This is a genomic window from Porcincola sp. LCP21S3_C12, from assembly GCF_052118625.1.
Lineage (GTDB): Bacteria > Bacillota > Clostridia > Lachnospirales > Lachnospiraceae > Porcincola.
Genome location: NZ_JBQKGW010000003.1, coordinates 113371 through 128368, shown reverse-complemented (window position 1 = coordinate 128368; position 14998 = coordinate 113371). Strand labels below are relative to the sequence as shown.

General features: G+C 55.6%; 13 protein-coding genes. 5 read left to right on the top strand and 8 right to left on the bottom strand.

Features of this window, described 5'->3' with window-relative positions:
- The first annotated feature begins 187 nt into the window (after positions 1–187).
- The 3 genes from ACTQ1N_RS02620 to ACTQ1N_RS02610 all read left to right on the top strand — a co-directional run bounded on the left by ACTQ1N_RS02620 (position 188) and on the right by ACTQ1N_RS02610 (position 3990).
- A complete protein-coding gene (locus tag ACTQ1N_RS02620; protein WP_441954337.1) occupies positions 188–1552 on the top strand; it encodes a DnaD domain protein in 1365 nt (454 codons plus the stop codon).
- 7 nt (positions 1553–1559) lie between these two features.
- Positions 1560–2609 carry an ATP-binding protein gene (locus tag ACTQ1N_RS02615; RefSeq protein ID WP_441954335.1) on the top strand — a complete coding sequence of 350 codons (1050 nt, stop codon included), beginning with the start codon at positions 1560–1562 and terminating at the stop codon, positions 2607–2609.
- 178 nt (positions 2610–2787) lie between these two features.
- Positions 2788–3990, top strand: coding sequence for a ribose-phosphate pyrophosphokinase (locus ACTQ1N_RS02610; protein WP_441954333.1), 1203 nt, complete (start codon positions 2788–2790; stop codon positions 3988–3990).
- A gap of 282 nt (positions 3991–4272) precedes the next feature.
- Here the strand turns inward: ACTQ1N_RS02610 and ACTQ1N_RS02605 are convergent, their stop codons facing one another.
- From ACTQ1N_RS02605 to ACTQ1N_RS02590, 4 genes are all read right to left on the bottom strand, one after another.
- On the bottom strand, positions 4273–5454 hold the full coding sequence (locus ACTQ1N_RS02605; RefSeq protein ID WP_441954331.1) for a phosphoribosylaminoimidazolecarboxamide formyltransferase: 1182 nt from the start codon (positions 5452–5454) through the stop codon (positions 4273–4275).
- Positions 5451–6176 (bottom strand): IMP cyclohydrolase, encoded by a 726-nt coding sequence (locus tag ACTQ1N_RS02600; RefSeq protein WP_441954329.1) that lies wholly within the window; start codon positions 6174–6176, stop codon positions 5451–5453. Before ACTQ1N_RS02600 ends, ACTQ1N_RS02605 begins: the two co-directional genes overlap by 4 nt.
- Positions 6177–6447: 271 nt before the next feature.
- Positions 6448–8505: an ATP-binding protein gene (locus ACTQ1N_RS02595; protein WP_441954327.1), complete on the bottom strand. Its 2058-nt coding sequence runs from the start codon at positions 8503–8505 to the stop codon at positions 6448–6450.
- 148 nt (positions 8506–8653) lie between these two features.
- A complete protein-coding gene (locus tag ACTQ1N_RS02590; RefSeq protein ID WP_441954325.1) occupies positions 8654–9799 on the bottom strand; it encodes a metallophosphoesterase family protein in 1146 nt (381 codons plus the stop codon).
- Positions 9800–9898: 99 nt separating this feature from the next.
- Between ACTQ1N_RS02590 and deoC the strand changes: the two genes are divergently transcribed.
- Entirely contained in the window at positions 9899–10558 is a 660-nt protein-coding gene (deoC, locus tag ACTQ1N_RS02585; RefSeq protein WP_441954323.1) for a deoxyribose-phosphate aldolase, read from the top strand.
- A gap of 160 nt (positions 10559–10718) precedes the next feature.
- Positions 10719–11177, top strand: coding sequence for a large conductance mechanosensitive channel protein MscL (mscL, locus tag ACTQ1N_RS02580; RefSeq protein WP_441954321.1), 459 nt, complete (start codon positions 10719–10721; stop codon positions 11175–11177).
- Between the two features lie 107 nt (positions 11178–11284).
- Here mscL and ACTQ1N_RS02575 read toward each other — a convergent pair whose 3' ends face one another.
- The 4 genes from ACTQ1N_RS02575 to ACTQ1N_RS02560 are packed head-to-tail and all read right to left on the bottom strand — an operon-like array spanning position 11285 to position 14961.
- On the bottom strand, positions 11285–11971 hold the full coding sequence (locus ACTQ1N_RS02575) for a D-lyxose/D-mannose family sugar isomerase (protein WP_441954319.1): 687 nt from the start codon (positions 11969–11971) through the stop codon (positions 11285–11287).
- 4 nt (positions 11972–11975) lie between these two features.
- Entirely contained in the window at positions 11976–12845 is an 870-nt protein-coding gene (locus ACTQ1N_RS02570; protein ID WP_441954317.1) for a class II fructose-bisphosphate aldolase, read from the bottom strand.
- A 13-nt stretch (positions 12846–12858) separates the two neighbouring features.
- On the bottom strand, positions 12859–13986 hold the full coding sequence (locus tag ACTQ1N_RS02565) for a carbohydrate kinase family protein (RefSeq protein WP_441954315.1): 1128 nt from the start codon (positions 13984–13986) through the stop codon (positions 12859–12861).
- Between the two features lie 18 nt (positions 13987–14004).
- A complete protein-coding gene (locus ACTQ1N_RS02560) occupies positions 14005–14961 on the bottom strand; it encodes an ABC transporter permease (protein ID WP_441954313.1) in 957 nt (318 codons plus the stop codon).
- Positions 14962–14998 lie beyond the last annotated feature (37 nt).

Below are 14998 nucleotides of genomic sequence, written 5' to 3'. Positions count from 1 at the left end.
AGGATTTCTCAATTTCAGGGAAATGGTCAAGGCTGCCGTGTCACCGCCGCCGTCACCGATGTGGATTTCTCTGCGGATAAGGTGGGGATAAGTCGCCGCCTTCCCGGCGGTCGTCTGCCCGGTTCCTGTGTTATACTGTTCGTCACAGACAAAACCAGAATCAGATTCTGAAGGGAGCTCATGATCCATGATCGTAACCAGTCCGTCCGATAATGGCGTCACGCTGATTGATAATTCGTTCATCGACCACTATATGGCAGACGCCAATGGTGAATTTGTCAAAATATATCTGTATCTTGTCCGCTGCGCCTGCCCGGGCCGGGATGTCTCGATCCCCGGTATCGCAGATTTCTTCGAGCAGACCGAGGGAGATGTCCGGCGGGCGCTGAACTATTGGAAATCACAGGGGCTGGTGGATCTGGTGCAGGATGCCTCCGGTCAGATCTCTCAGATTGTTCTGCGGTCATGCAGCTGCGCCCCGGCAGGCGCAGCTTTTCAGACAAAAGGTGCATCCGTCCGTGTCACCGCTGCTTCTGTGCCTTCCGAGACCGGGCTGCCGCAGTCTGAGGCCCGGAGCCAGGCAGAAGCCGGGCTGCCACAGTCTGAGGCCCGGAGTCAGGCAGAAGCCGGGCTGCCGCAGGCCGCGCCCCGGAGCCAGGCAGAAGCCGGGCTGCCGCAGCCCGCGCCCCTAGGCCAGGCAGAAGCTGACCTCCCACCTTCTGATCTGCGGCAGAAAAATCCTGTATCCGGCGCCTTCGGACCGGATCCCGCTGCTATGACAGCTTCCGGTTCTGATGAACAGACCGCCGCAAAAGCCTCCGGCACGTCCCCCGCAGAGGAAGCCCATCAGCAGAAGCAGAACCGCCAGCTCAGGCGTACCGAGCTCGGAAGACTTTACTACGTTGCCGAGATCTATTTCCAGCGGAATCTCTCCTCCTCGGAGATCAGCATGCTCGAATATTTTGTAAACGATCTGAACATGTCCGTCGACCTGGTCGAGTATCTGCTTGAATACTGCATCGGCAAGGGGCACATAAGCGTGCGGTACATGGAGACCGTTGCGCAGAACTGGGTTGCGAAGAACATCACAACCGTCCAGCAGGCAAAGGATGAGTCGCGGAGCTTCGGCGGGGACTACACCGTGATCCTGCGCGAGCTTGGGCTGACCCGGAAGCCGGCCCCCGCAGAGACGGCCCTGATGGACAAATGGCTGTCGGAATACGCATTTTCACTCGACCTCATCAAGGAAGCCTGCCGGAGGACGGTGCTCCAGGCCTCCTCTCCCAGCCTGAGCTATACAGACAGCATCCTGACGCGCTGGCACAATGCTTCCGTCCGCTCACTGCAGGATGTTGCCAGGCTGGATGCCGACCATGAGGCTTCCAAATCCGATCAGAAGAGTGCGGAAAAGCCAAAAAGCGGGCAGAAGCGGACAGGACAGTCCAAAAGCCGGCTTCAGGCGGGCGGGCATTTCAGCAGCTACAGCCACGAGGACCTGGACTGGAACGCAATCGGGCTGCAGATCATGAAGAATCAGAAACAGGAGTCTTGAGAATAGTATGAGTCTCACCAGATCACAGTACGATGCTGTCATGCGTCTGTATGACAGAAGACAGATTGAAGACCACCGTGTCATGGAGGAGCGCCGCCGCAGGGCTTATGCGGCAATCCCGGAGCTTGCATCGATCGATGCGGGCGTCGCGGATGCTGCCGTCAGGCGGCTGCGTGGACTCTTCGGGATGGCCCCGCAGGAAACCGCGGATGCCGGATCGCCGATTCAGGCAGGCTCTGCTTCCTCCCCGCCGGCGATGACGCCGGAGGCGCGCAAGCGGACGCTTCTTCGTACGCACGGTTTTCCGGAAGACTATCTGGATCCGGTCTGGCAGTGCAGGGACTGCCACGACACCGGCTTTGTCGGGCAGAAGCAGTGCCACTGCTTCCGCCAGGCAGTTGTGAATCTTTTCTATACGCAGTCCGGTCTGGCGGATGTCCTTCAAAAGGAAAACTTTGATACATTTTCCCTGGACTGGTATCCGGATGACCTGATCAGCCCGGCAGCGGGCATGTCCTCCCGCCAGTTGATGGAGCATGTCCTGAGCGTGTGCCAGGATTTTGCCATGCGGTACGATTCGCAGCAGCGCCCCTACCTGCTTCTGTACGGCGAGTCCGGAAGGGGAAAAACCTTTCTCTCCCACTGCATCGCCAGGGAGCTGATAAACAGCGCCCACTCCGTGATGTACTACTCGGCGAAGGAGCTCTTTGACCGTCTGGCCGATCTCCGATTCCGCTCCGGCGCCGCTGACCGACAGGGAGCGGCTGAATCCGTCTCCTCCTTTGATCCGGAGTACCTCCTGACAAGTGATCTTCTGATCATCGACGACCTCGGAACCGAACTGCCGAACGATTTCACCAAGAGTGAATTCTTCGGAATGCTGAACGGAAGGCTCAGCGCCGGGAAAGGCATCATCATATCGACGAACCTCTCCCCTCAGGAGCTGTCGGATATCTATTCGCCGCGCATCATGTCGCGGATTCTGGAGAATTTCCAGCTGCTGAACCTCTTCGGAAGAGATATCCGGATTCAGAAACGGATGGCAGACAACCTGTGACACACTTGACCATTTCCCCCTTCATGGTAAAATGTACGCGGCATGGGAACTGCACCATGATGAACTGCCCGGCGAACTGTCCGGATGGCTGCCCCAGGGGGATGCCCGGACGGTCTCGTACTGCAGATGTGTGCAGCAGCGTGCCGGCGCTTTTGAAATACATATACAGGAGAATACTATGACTACAGCCGCAAAGCGAAATCGTGAATCTCTTCCGGTCGGCGACCTCGGGATCATTGCTCTGCAGTCGAGCAGAGAGCTCGGCAGCAAGGTGAACGATTACATTGTAGAATGGAGGTCCGAGCGGGATCACCGGCACAAGGCCCTCCCGCAGCTTGAAGGATATGCCCGGGACAACTACCTGATCCGCACGGAGAACCCAAGATTCGGAAGCGGGGAAGGCAAGGGGATCATCTACGACTCCATCCGCGGTGAAGATCTGTATATTCTGATCGACGTCTGCAATTACAGTCTCACCTACAAGATGCGCGGCAAAACGAACCATATGTCTCCGGACGATCATTTTCTGGATCTGGAACGGATGATTTCCGCCATCGGCGGCAAGGCCAGACGGATCAACATCATCATGCCGTACCTGTATGAGAGCCGCCAGACCGGCAGAAACGGACGCGAGTCGCTGGACTGTGCGCAGGCACTGAAGGATCTGGTCCAGATGGGCGTCGAGAATATCATCACCTTCGATGCACACGAGCCGAGAATCCAGAACGCAATCCCGCTCTCCGGCTTCGAGAACTTCCGTCCGATCTACCAGTTCATCAAGGGACTGTATCGCGCATGCCCGACATTTGACGTTTCTCCGGACAGACTGCTGATTGTCAGCCCGGATGAGGGAGGCGCTTCACGCGCCATCTATATGGCTAACGTGCTTGGCGTCGATATGGGCATGTTTTACAAGAGAAGGGATTATACCACCATCGTAAACGGGCAGCACCCGATCGTTGCGCACGAATTCCTCGGCGCGGATGTGGCCGGCAAGGATGTCGTCATCATCGATGACATGATCTCCTCCGGCGATGGGGTCATTGAGATTGCGAAGCAGCTGAAGAAGCGCAAGGCAGAACGGATCTTCATCTGTGCAACCTTCGGACTGTTCACGGACGGGCTTGAGAAGTTTGATAAGGCCTACAGGAAGGGGCTGTTCAATGCTATCCTGACGACAAACCTGACATATCAGAAACCAGGTCTCCTGGAACGGGAATGGTACCAGAGCTGCGACCTGTCCAAGTTCATCGCGCTGATCATCGATACCCTGAACCACGACGGTTCCCTCAGCGAGCTGCTGAACCCGGTGGACCGGATCAACAAGTTCCTCGCGAAGAAGGGCGTCGTGCGAGCTTCTGACGCAGAAACCAAGGTCTAACCTTCATGTGCTCCTGACTGAAGGGGACATACCTGGCATCGCCTGATCTCCGACGGAGCGGCAGGCTTTTATGGTGCTGCAGGGAGCGGAGCATAAGGTCTGTTGATCTCACAGCTGAAAAAGCAGCTGAGGAGACTCTGGCACTGCAGGCACAGGGAATGAACTCCCCGGATATATGAAAAAGAAAAAGGCGGGCTGCCCGCTGCGGATGGATTGGATTTCCGCAGAAGGGCTGCCCGCCTTTGATTTGCTGATGATCGGTTTCCGATGGCTGCGCCGCTGTCAGTGATGGAACAGGCGGATCCCTGTGAAGACCATCGTCATGCCATACTTGTCACAGCACTCGATGACAGCATCGTCCCGGATCGATCCGCCCGGCTCCGCCACATACTTCACGCCGCTTCTGTGCGCCCGCTCAATGTTGTCGGAGAATGGGAAGAAGGCATCTGATCCCAGCGTGACATCCGTGAGCTGGCTCAGCCATTCTCTCTTTTCCTGCACCGTAAACGGCTCCGGCTTTCTTGTGAAAACACGCTCCCAGGCACCGTCTTCGAGCACATCCTCCGGCCACTCTCCCATGTAGACATCGATCGCATTGTCGCGGTCCGCACGGTGTACGTCATCGCGGAAGGGCAGGTTCAGCACCTTCGGGGACTGTCTCAGCCACCAGTTGTCAGCCTTCGACCCTGCCAGGCGGGTGCAGTGAATCCTCGACTGCTGGCCTGCTCCGATTCCAATCGCCTGCCCGTCTTTGACGTAGCAGACGGAGTTGGACTGTGTATACTTCAGCGTAATCAGGGAGATCTTGATATCCCGGACGGCCTCCGGTGTCAGCTCCTTATTCTTTGTCACGATATTCGAGAGAAATGCATCATCGATGACCAGGTTCTGTCTGCCCTGCTCGAAAGTCACCCCGAACACCTGCTTGTGTTCGATGGCCGCCGGCTGATAGGAAGGATCAATCTGAATGACAACATAATTGCCCTTCTTCTTTCCCTTCAGAATCTCCAGCGCCTTCTCCGTGTATCCCGGCGCGATGACACCGTCGGACACCTCCCTGCGGATGACGGAAGCGGTGTCCTCGTCGCAGATGTCGGAAAGAGAGATGAAATCCCCGAACGAACTCATTCTGTCCGCCCCTCTCGCCCGGACATAGGCGCAGGCAAGCGGAGACAGGTCTTCCTTCATGTCATCCACCCAGTAGATTTTCCGGAGTGTTTCCGTCAGCGGAAGACCGACTGCCGCCCCTGCCGGGGAGACATGCTTGAAAGAAGTGGCTGCCGGAAGGCCTGTCTCACGCTTCAGCTCGCTGACGAGCTGCCAGCCGTTGAGCGCATCCAGAAAATTGATGTATCCCGGGCGTCCGTTCAGAACGGTCACCGGAAGGTCAGATCCATCCTCCATAAAGATTCTGGCCGGCTTCTGATTCGGGTTGCATCCATACTTCAGCTGAATTTCATTCATACTGTGCCTCCCTGGTTCTTATTGATAATTCTCGATTCATATCGTCCTGTTTCAATATTGATGTAACGAACAAACAGAGATACCTTGTTCTCCGCGTTCAGATTCTTCCAGATCAGATTCGTGAAGGCATCAATGTCCCCGGAAATTCCGACCTTCGTCGGCTCTCCCTCAAAGCTCGGAAGCGGGTTTCCATCCGATATGTACGTGTGGATAAAGTGCCCGACACCGGCCTTTGGATGTTCATAGTCGAATGTAAACCGCTCGCAGGAGGACGGATCCCCGTCCGCGCTCTTCAGGATGGACATCCTGTATTCAAAAGTTCCCTCCCGCACACTCAGCAGGGCGGATATCCTCGGCGTATAATTCGGCCCGTCCGGCTCAAACTCGCGGCATCTGAGCGACTGGCCAAAGGTCTGCCCTTTCTGAAGTCCCTCCCACACCGTGTCGGTCTGATCTCCGTTTGTGACGATGGTATTGGTTCCAAGCACTCTGACCGGCGCATAGATGATCAGGCTCGGATCCTCCATCTTCGACGGATCAAACGCCTGCGTCCGAATCCCCTCTCCATCCTGAACAAATATGCGGTTACGGCTGTTTGCGCTTCTGCCCATGATGAAATATGCTGTGACCGCGCTTTTCCCATCCTCGGTAACCCCGACAACGATCCCGCGCCCCGGGTACGGATTTCCTGAAAGTTCTGCGGCAAGTGATCTCAGTTCCATGCAAGCCTCCTGTCCCTGTTCTCTGTTTGATATGCCTGTCCGGCATCTGTCCGATTTCAGGCCGGTATCTTCTGCCGGCACGGTTAGAATAAGAAGAAACAATCCGGCTGTCAAGCTGACAGTTTTTTCGGCTGATGCCGGGCCGGATTCTGACTTGGTCACGGGTTTCCGGAAGCCCTCTTCCGGATTCACAGGGCTTCGGGCTCCCTGCCAGAGGCTTCTCTCGGACTCACAGGACTTCGGCCTTCGCGGTCAGAAGCCTCTCCCGCCTTTACAGAGCTTCGAGCTTCCCGGCCAGCAGCTTCTCACGGCTCTGACAGGTAAACAGAAGTGTCTGCCTTCCGCTTCCCGCCAGGAATGTCAGCGCAGCTTTCAGGCGTTCATCATCGTACATGGCAAAGGGCTCATCCAGGAGGATCGGCAGGTCTTTTCCTCCTGACAAAAGTTCCCCTGCCGCAATTCGCAGCGCAAAGTAGATCTGGTTCATCGTCCCGAAACTCACCTGGGAGATCTTCAACAGCCGGTCCGGCGTATTGATGTTGACATCCATCCGGTCATCCAGAGAGATGCTGTTGTACCTGCCCCCTGTCATCTGAACGAGCAGCCTGGATACACGCCGTGATAATTCTTCTCCCGTCTCCCGATAAATCGCACCGGACAGGCGCTGGATCCGTTCAATTGCAAGGCTCAGCGCATCCAGATCCTCGTCCTGTTTTCGAAGGCTGTCCTTCTCTCCGGACAGCTTCCCGAAGGCTTCATCCAGCTGAGCCAGCTTCTGCTGCTTTTCCATCAGCTCCCGCTCCAGCGCATCGTTCCGTCCGGAAACCGCTGCCTGCCTCAGCGCTGCGTTCTCCTGTCCCTGCGCATCGCTGGAATCCGCCGCCTGCCTCAGCGCTGCGTTCTCCTGCCCCTGCGCATCACGCTGACCGGCCGGAGGCTGCTGCTCCGTCCCCGCAGGCTGTTCGCCCCGTCCCTGACGTTCATCTGCCATAATCCTGGCAACATCCGCCGCCATCTCCTGCCGGGATCGTTTTTCCTCCTCGCGCATGACATCCTCGCGTCTTCGATCAAGACGGCGCATCCGCGCCTCCAGCTCCGGATCAACGGAATGATCCTTGTAGCCAAGCAGACGATTCAGAACCGTGTATCGTTTCACTGAACGCTCAGCCTCCCGCAGCCTGCGCCGGCTCCGTTCGCTCTGAAGCTCCTCTTTCCGGATCCGGAAGGCCGCAAGAAGCCCCAGGACAGCAAAGATGCCTGCAAAAACAAAAAGAAGAATGCGGAGAATGCCGCTCTGTGCAAACACACTGCACAGTACCGCCATCACAGCTGCCGCCGCAAGAAGAATCGGCAGAACCGGCGGAATCCGCTCCGGGGTCGTGTCCAGGCCGCCATCTGATGACTGCGCGGCTGCACGGTCCTGCCCCCAGCCTGTGTCCGGGCCGCCATCTGATGACTGCGCGGCTGCACGGTCCTGCCCCCAGCCTGTGTCCGGGCCGCCATCTGATGACTGCGCGGCTGCACGGCCCTGCTCCAAGCCTGCGCCTGTCTGTCCGGCTGACGGCTGTCCGTCTGCACGAGCTTCCTGCCGGTTCTCTGTCCCAGATGCGGCAGACTGCCCGAATCCGTTCTGGAGCCTCCTCTCAAAGGTGACCGGGCGGTCCTGCTGACTTTCCCTGAGCCGAGTCTGCAGGCGTCCGATTTCCGTGCGCACAAATTCAGCCTCCTGCCGGTTATCGGTCACAAGCCCGGAGAGCCTGTCAAGCTTCTGCTTTCTCTCTGCCTGAAGGACTCTGTGTCTCTTCTTCAGCTGATCAACCGCCGCCGTGACATCTGTCTGCGTGCTGCCCGCCTGCTCCACACGCACCAGGTAATCCCGAAGGTGCTCGCCCAGCTGGCTGTCAGTCTGCGCCTGTGCCTGACGGATATAGAATGTATTCAGAAAATCTCCTTCATTCAGACCGCCCGTCAGCTCTGTAAGAAACGCCTCCGGGTTCTCAAGCTCCCGGCCCTCCGTCTCGCAGACAACGCGAAGACTTTCGTCCTTCTTCAGAAAATTCCGCTCAATCCGGTAGATGGAATCCCTCTCATGCACCTTCATCACACCAGCAAAATAGTCCGGATTGTCCCAAGGCTGCCGAAGCTGATATTCATCGAGATTTTTCGATCTTGTTTTCTGAATTCCGTACAGCATTGCACAGATAAACGAAAGAATTGTACTCTTCCCGGATTCATTTCCTCCCTCTATAATGTTGAGCCCCGCATGAAATGAAATCCGCATATCCGAGAACTTCCCGTAATGCTTCAGCCAGCACTCAAGAATCTGCATCCTGCCCTCCTCCCGCATCGCCCCGCGCGCTATTCTGCCGCCTGCTGCGCATTGTTCTGCCTGATCATTCCATCGTCTGCCCCGGCCATGCCATCGTACGCCCTGGCCGCGTGATTGTTCTCCCGGCAGACAATGCCGGTATCCAGCCTCAGCTCTTTCCGGCAAGCAGCGCTTCCAGCCCCGCCATCAGGGCCTTTCGCTGCACATCCGACAGCCCCGCCAGCAGTCTCTGGTCATAGGATGCGTCCGTCTGGCCGGACGAAATACCAGTGGCACCTGACTGGCGTTCTGCCGCGTATTTCCGCTGCGCGTCCTGCTCGAAGCTTTCAATGTAGCGGCCGATCAGCTGCCCCTTGTATGTCTGACGGAGCATTTCCAGATGCAGCGCCGGCGCTGTCTGGTCGCTGACGCTCAGAATCATCCCGCAGCCGGCAATCAGCTCTGTGTCAAAATGAACCCCGATCCTGCGCTGTCCCTTGAGCACGATCTTGTAGATATTGCCGCTGCCGCGTTTTCTGATTGCAGATGCGACCTCGTCCCGGAGCGAAAGCGCTGTGTCCTCCTCATTCACCGTGACCGTCATCGTGACATACTCCCGCTTTGCCTTCTCCACGAACTGAAGATGGACAGAATGCCCGTGTGTCTCCCCGACGATATAGCCATGCGGTCCTTCATCGCCTGCGTCAATCGGCGAAAGCGCCCCGCTGTAGGCAGCCCTGTCCTTCAGAACGATCTGCGGCTTGTGGATGTGCCCAAGCGCGATATAGTCAAACCCGGAGCGCTCCATCTCCTCTGTCCGGTACGGAATGTGAAGCGCATCACCCCCGTGCGCCAGCAGGATATGGAAGGCATCATTCTCATCCGGCATGAGCCCGTCATAAAGCGGCTTGTCAATCTGGGGACGGTCATATGAAAAACCGTATACCTCGCAGCCAAACTGCGTAAATGTGATACACTCACAGCCATCCGGCCCAAGCACAGCGACATTATCAGGGAAATGAAACCGCCGCCACGCACTTTCCTTTGTCATGCAGTCATGATTTCCGGCAATCAGTGCAAAGCATACGCCCGGGCAGGACGAGAACAGGTAACTGACCTCCCGGAGCATCTGTTCATCCGGCGGGCTGTGAAACAGGTCCCCGGCAATCAGCACCAGGTCTGCATGCATATCCGCTGCGTCATGAACAGACTCCTGAAACGTCTCCCAGATCTCCCGGCGCCTCTGGCTGCCCCACTCCGTTTTTCCGTCCGGGACACAGCCCAGATGCACATCCGCCATATGAATAAAACGCATACGGTCTCCTTTTTCATTGACTTGCAGAGTTGGATTTCATAGCATATGGATAAGACTTCATTATCATACCAGACAGAACGGAAAGGTGGAATCATTGTTATGAATCATGCAGATATTTTAAGAAAAGTCGACCATACGCTACTCAAGCAGACCGCCACCTGGGAGCAGATCAGATCGCTCTGTGACGATGCGATCCACTATCAGACAGCCTCCGTCTGCATCCCGCCCTGTTATGTAAGACAGGCAAAGGAGTATGTCAGAGACCAGATGCGCATCTGTACGGTAATCGGCTTCCCCAACGGGAATACAACCACTGCAGTGAAAGCATTCGAGACAAAGGAGGCGCTTGACAACGGTGCGGACGAGATCGATATGGTGATCAACATCGGCGCGCTGAAAGAAGGCAATGATTCATACGTCCAAAATGAAATCCGGACCCTGAAGGAGATCTGCGGCAGCCACATCCTGAAGGTTATCATCGAGACCTGTCTGCTTACAGAAGAGGAAAAAATACGGATGTGCAGGATCGTAACGCAGGCCGGAGCAGACTTCATCAAAACATCGACCGGATTTTCGACGGCCGGTGCCACCTTTGATGATGTCAGATTGTTTGCGCAGCACATTGGCGGGCAGGTACGTATCAAGGCGGCCGGCGGAATCTCCTCATTTGATGATGCGGAAACCTTCATCCGGCTCGGCGCAGACAGACTCGGAACCAGCCGGCTGGTGAAGCTTGCAAAGAAAGAGCAGGAAGGCTGACTTGCTGGTTCCATCCATCCTCCTGCTTGGCAGCTCACCGGCGTGATGCTATACTGTGTTTGTTGATCGCTGTCATAGCTGGTGTGACAGGAGGGATTCCTGCCGGCCGGGGCGCCGCAATCCATATCCGTTCGCAACCTGCAGAGGGAGGAAGATTACCATGAGTCTTATAAAGGAATTCAGGGAGTTCATATCGCGCGGAAACGTCGTCGATATGGCTGTCGGTGTCATCGTCGGCGGCGCATTCAGTACCATCGTCAATTCGCTGGTCAACGACATCATCATGCCGGTGATTTCGATCGCAACGGGCAAGATCGACTTTTCCAGCATGTTCATCGCACTGAACGGTGAACACTACGCAAGCCTGAACGCCGCGAAGGATGCCGGCGCCGCTGTGTTTGCCTACGGCAGCTTCATCCAGAATGTCATCCAGTTCCTGCTGATTGCCTTTGTCCTGTTCATGGTCATCAAGGGAATCAACAAGGCGCACGATACCTTCGAAAAACCGAAGCCGGCAGAGGCTCCAACCACGAAGATCTGTCCGTTCTGCAAGAGCGAGATTCCGGTAGATGCAACCAGATGCCCGCACTGCACCTCAGAGCTTCCGAAGGAGTCCTGAATTCAAATCCTGCATATAGAAACGGCGGCCAGTCCGCAGGACCTGAAACATCCAGGTTCCGGACTGACCGCCGCTTTTTTCTGCTTTACGTTCCCACTTCTATTTGATCAGCTTTCCGCCGCAGGATACTCATTGCACAGCAGCCGATACGGAGGTTCATCCTCATCGATGGCCGGGAATCTTCCGACACGCTTGTCATAGAAGAAATTGTCGTGTTCGTCGTCATTGCACTGGGAAACTTCCCCGATCAGGATGTTGCCCGTTCCCGGTACGCCATGGAATTCATGGTACAGATGCGGATAGATTGTGATCGACTGTCCCGGCTTCAGCAGGACAGACGTCCCTGCCGGCACCATGTATCTCCTTCCATCTGACTGCACTTCCACGTCCTTGTCAGAGAGGCCACCCTTGCCGTCATCCAGAAAGACCTTAATCTTCAGATCACCACCGCCACGGTTGATGATATCCTCCGACTTATAATCATGGTAATGCATCGGCGCGTACATATCATCCCGCATGTAGATATACTTCTCTGCATATACCTTCGTGTACTTTGGATTGTGCTGGTTCCCGTTCCGAAGGGTAATCAGCGCAAATCCGCACTTGTTGAAGTCTCCGAGGCCGAAATCCGTGATGTCCCATCCAAGCATGTTGTCACGGATTTCATCGTATTCATGATTCTTGCTTTTCCAGTCCTCAGGTGTAAAGCTGCAGAAAGGCGGCAGAAAACATCTGTGCTCCCTCAGCATCCCTTCCATCTCTTTGATGACCGCATTGATATCAGATCGCTTCATATCCTCAGCTCTCCTTCAGATTCGAGAATACCGAAATTGTATGGATGTATGTCTTTTTCATCGACTCCATCCCCCAGGTCGCGATATCGTGGAAATAGACGTTCCCGTCTCCTGCCTCCGACACATGCTCTCGGACGGCGTCTCCTGCGAATTTTGCAGCATACGTGTAGAAGTTGATCTTCCGTACACCATTCTGGATACATCTGCGGAAGTCCTCATCGCTCAGACCGGATCCTCCGTGCATCACCACCGGCTTTCCGGTCTTTTCACGGATCACCTTGATCCGGTCGACATCCAGCTTCGGGGCCTTGAGATAAATGCCGTGAACCGTCCCGAAGGAGCAGGCCAGTGCATCAATGCCCGTATCCTTCACGAAGCGGGCTGCCTGATCCGGATCTGTGTAAGAGCTTTCACCCAGATCGGCCTCCGATCCGCCCGCAGACAGGAACTCCTCCCTGCCCATGGAGCCAATCTCAGCCTCTACCGATGCACCGAATCCCTGCGCAAGCTCGACCGTTGCGTCGGTCAAAGCGACATTCTTCTCGTAGGGGAGTGCGGAGCCATCAATCATGACGCTCGTAAAGCCCAGTTCCAGCGCCTCATGCACTTCCTCCAGATTGGCACCATGATCGAGATGCACGCAGACCGGCACTTTTGCTTCGTCTGCATACAGCAGCATGATCTGTCCAATCTCATGAAGGGATATATACCCGCTGTGAGCGGCATTCGCAAACTGAAGAATAACTGGCTGCCCTGTCTCTTCAGCGGCAGCGATCACCGCGCGGATTCCTTCCAGCGTTGTGACATTGAATGCCCCAATCGCCTTATTGTCTGCTTCTGCAAGACGCAGAATACTCTTCAATGTGACCAGCATATCGTTTCCTCCTTCACTCGTGAATCATCTTCTGTTTTGCCCAGCCGCTTCGGATTCTTTCCAAAAGCTGGTCCGCCGGAATCAGGCCGGAAAGTGCATCGTACTGCGTAATGCACATTGCGCCACACCCTGCCGCCATTTCCAGGCATGTTTCCGGGCTGAAGTCATGACTCAGGCTGTACAAAAAGGCCGCAATCGCCGTATCTCCTGCACCCGTCCCGGATAAAATCTGATCCGGAACATAGCTGTCCTCGAAGATTGACAGTCCGCCCCAGCCTTCTCCCTGAAAATGAGGTGAGATCTGCTTCATCGCTTCTTCAGGTCCCGTCTTCAGGTACAACCCGGCTGCCCCGCATTTCAGAAGGACGGCTCTGCATCCCAGGTCGAGCGCCTTCTGTGCCAGCGGAATTACATCCCGGCCCAGTGAAAGATGCATACAGATATCATCCTGATACTGTTTTTGCCAGGAATTGTACTTATCCCGGTCGAGTATGAAGCAAAGCTCCTCGATGCTCGGGACAAAGAAGTCGACATATGGCAGAACATTCGCCAGGATCGTCTTCCAGTCCTGTGCACCGGCCTCGCTTGACGGATCGATGGCTGCCATATCAAGACTTGTAACCAGTCCGAGCGCCTTTACTTTCTTCAGCATCTCCACAGTCTGGCTGCCTTCGTTCAGATAGAACTGACGCATCAGGGTCGGATACCCGAAATGAAAATACTGCGCTTTTCCGATCTCATCATAGCTCAGCTCATCTGCCGTCAGTGTATCGTTCGCGCCGGCATCTGCCAGGAAGCACCGGTCACTGCCCGGGACCGCCAGAACAAGCGTATAGGAGGTCTCTGTATCCTTTGATACCAGAAAGTCCGGTCTTACGCCTTTTTGGTTGTATTCTTCGGTCAGAATCCGCCCGAACGCATCATCTCCGATCTTCGCAACAAGGCTGACGTCACTTCCAAGTTTGTGAAGCGCAAGGCCGGTATTGCTCACACAGCCTCCCGGGGCGGCTGTTGCCTTTCCGACCTGGATCAGCTTCCCCGGACGGATCATATCATGAAGTGTCATTCCGGAGGCAGCCCTGATCGACGGCGTGATGTCAAGTGACACATAGCCGGCTGTCACAATCTTCCTGTTCTCCATCTTTCCTGAGCCCCTCAATCACTTTTTGTTCTTGTTTCTGAGGAAGTCTACATAGACAGCGCCGAGGATGACAACACCCTTCACAACATACTGCCAGAACGAGTTGACATTCATCAGATTCAGACCATTGTTCAGAACACCGATGATCAGTGCACCAATGATTGTTCCGCCAATCTTTCCGGAACCACCGGCCATGGAGGTTCCGCCTACAACGGTTGCCGCGATCGCATCCATCTCCGCGCCGTCTCCTGCGGTCGGCTGACCAGAGTACATGCGGGATGCCAGGACAACGCCCGCGAGACCTGCCATCAGTCCGGAATAAGAATGTACAAGAAACTTCACCTTGCGGACGTTGATTCCGGAATACTCTGCTGCCTGCGCATTGCCGCCGACTGCATAGATATGACGTCCGAGCTTTGTCTTGTTCATGATGATTGCGGTGATGATCAGAATGGCAATCATGATGATGACGGGTGTCGGGAACGGACCGATATAACCGGCGCCGATGAACTTCCATGCGTCTGTCATGACACGGACCGGAGATCCGCCTGTATAAACATACGCAAGTCCACGGCAGATATTCATCGTTGCCAGGGTCACGATGAACGCCGGAATTGTTGTTGTAGAGACAACATAGCCGTTAAACATGCCGACACCAAGACCGATGGCAAGCGCGATAAGAATTGCCAGCGGAAGGGGCATGTTCAGGTGTACGACCATTCCCGCTTCCACGCAGCCTGCCAGGGCGATGATGGAACCGACTGACAGATCGATTCCGCCAAGGATGATGACCATCGTCATACCACAGGCAAGAAACATATTTGTGGATACCTGCCTCAACACGTTAAAGAAATTTCTTGTCGAGACAAATGATTTGCTTGTTGCAGGCAGAATTGCCAGCAGGATGCACAGGGCAACCAGAGCCGCCAGTATGCCCGCATTCTCATGGAAATAGGTTTTAATATTCTTGGACATGATTTAGGATCCTCCTTCATCACAGGTATTTGGGCTC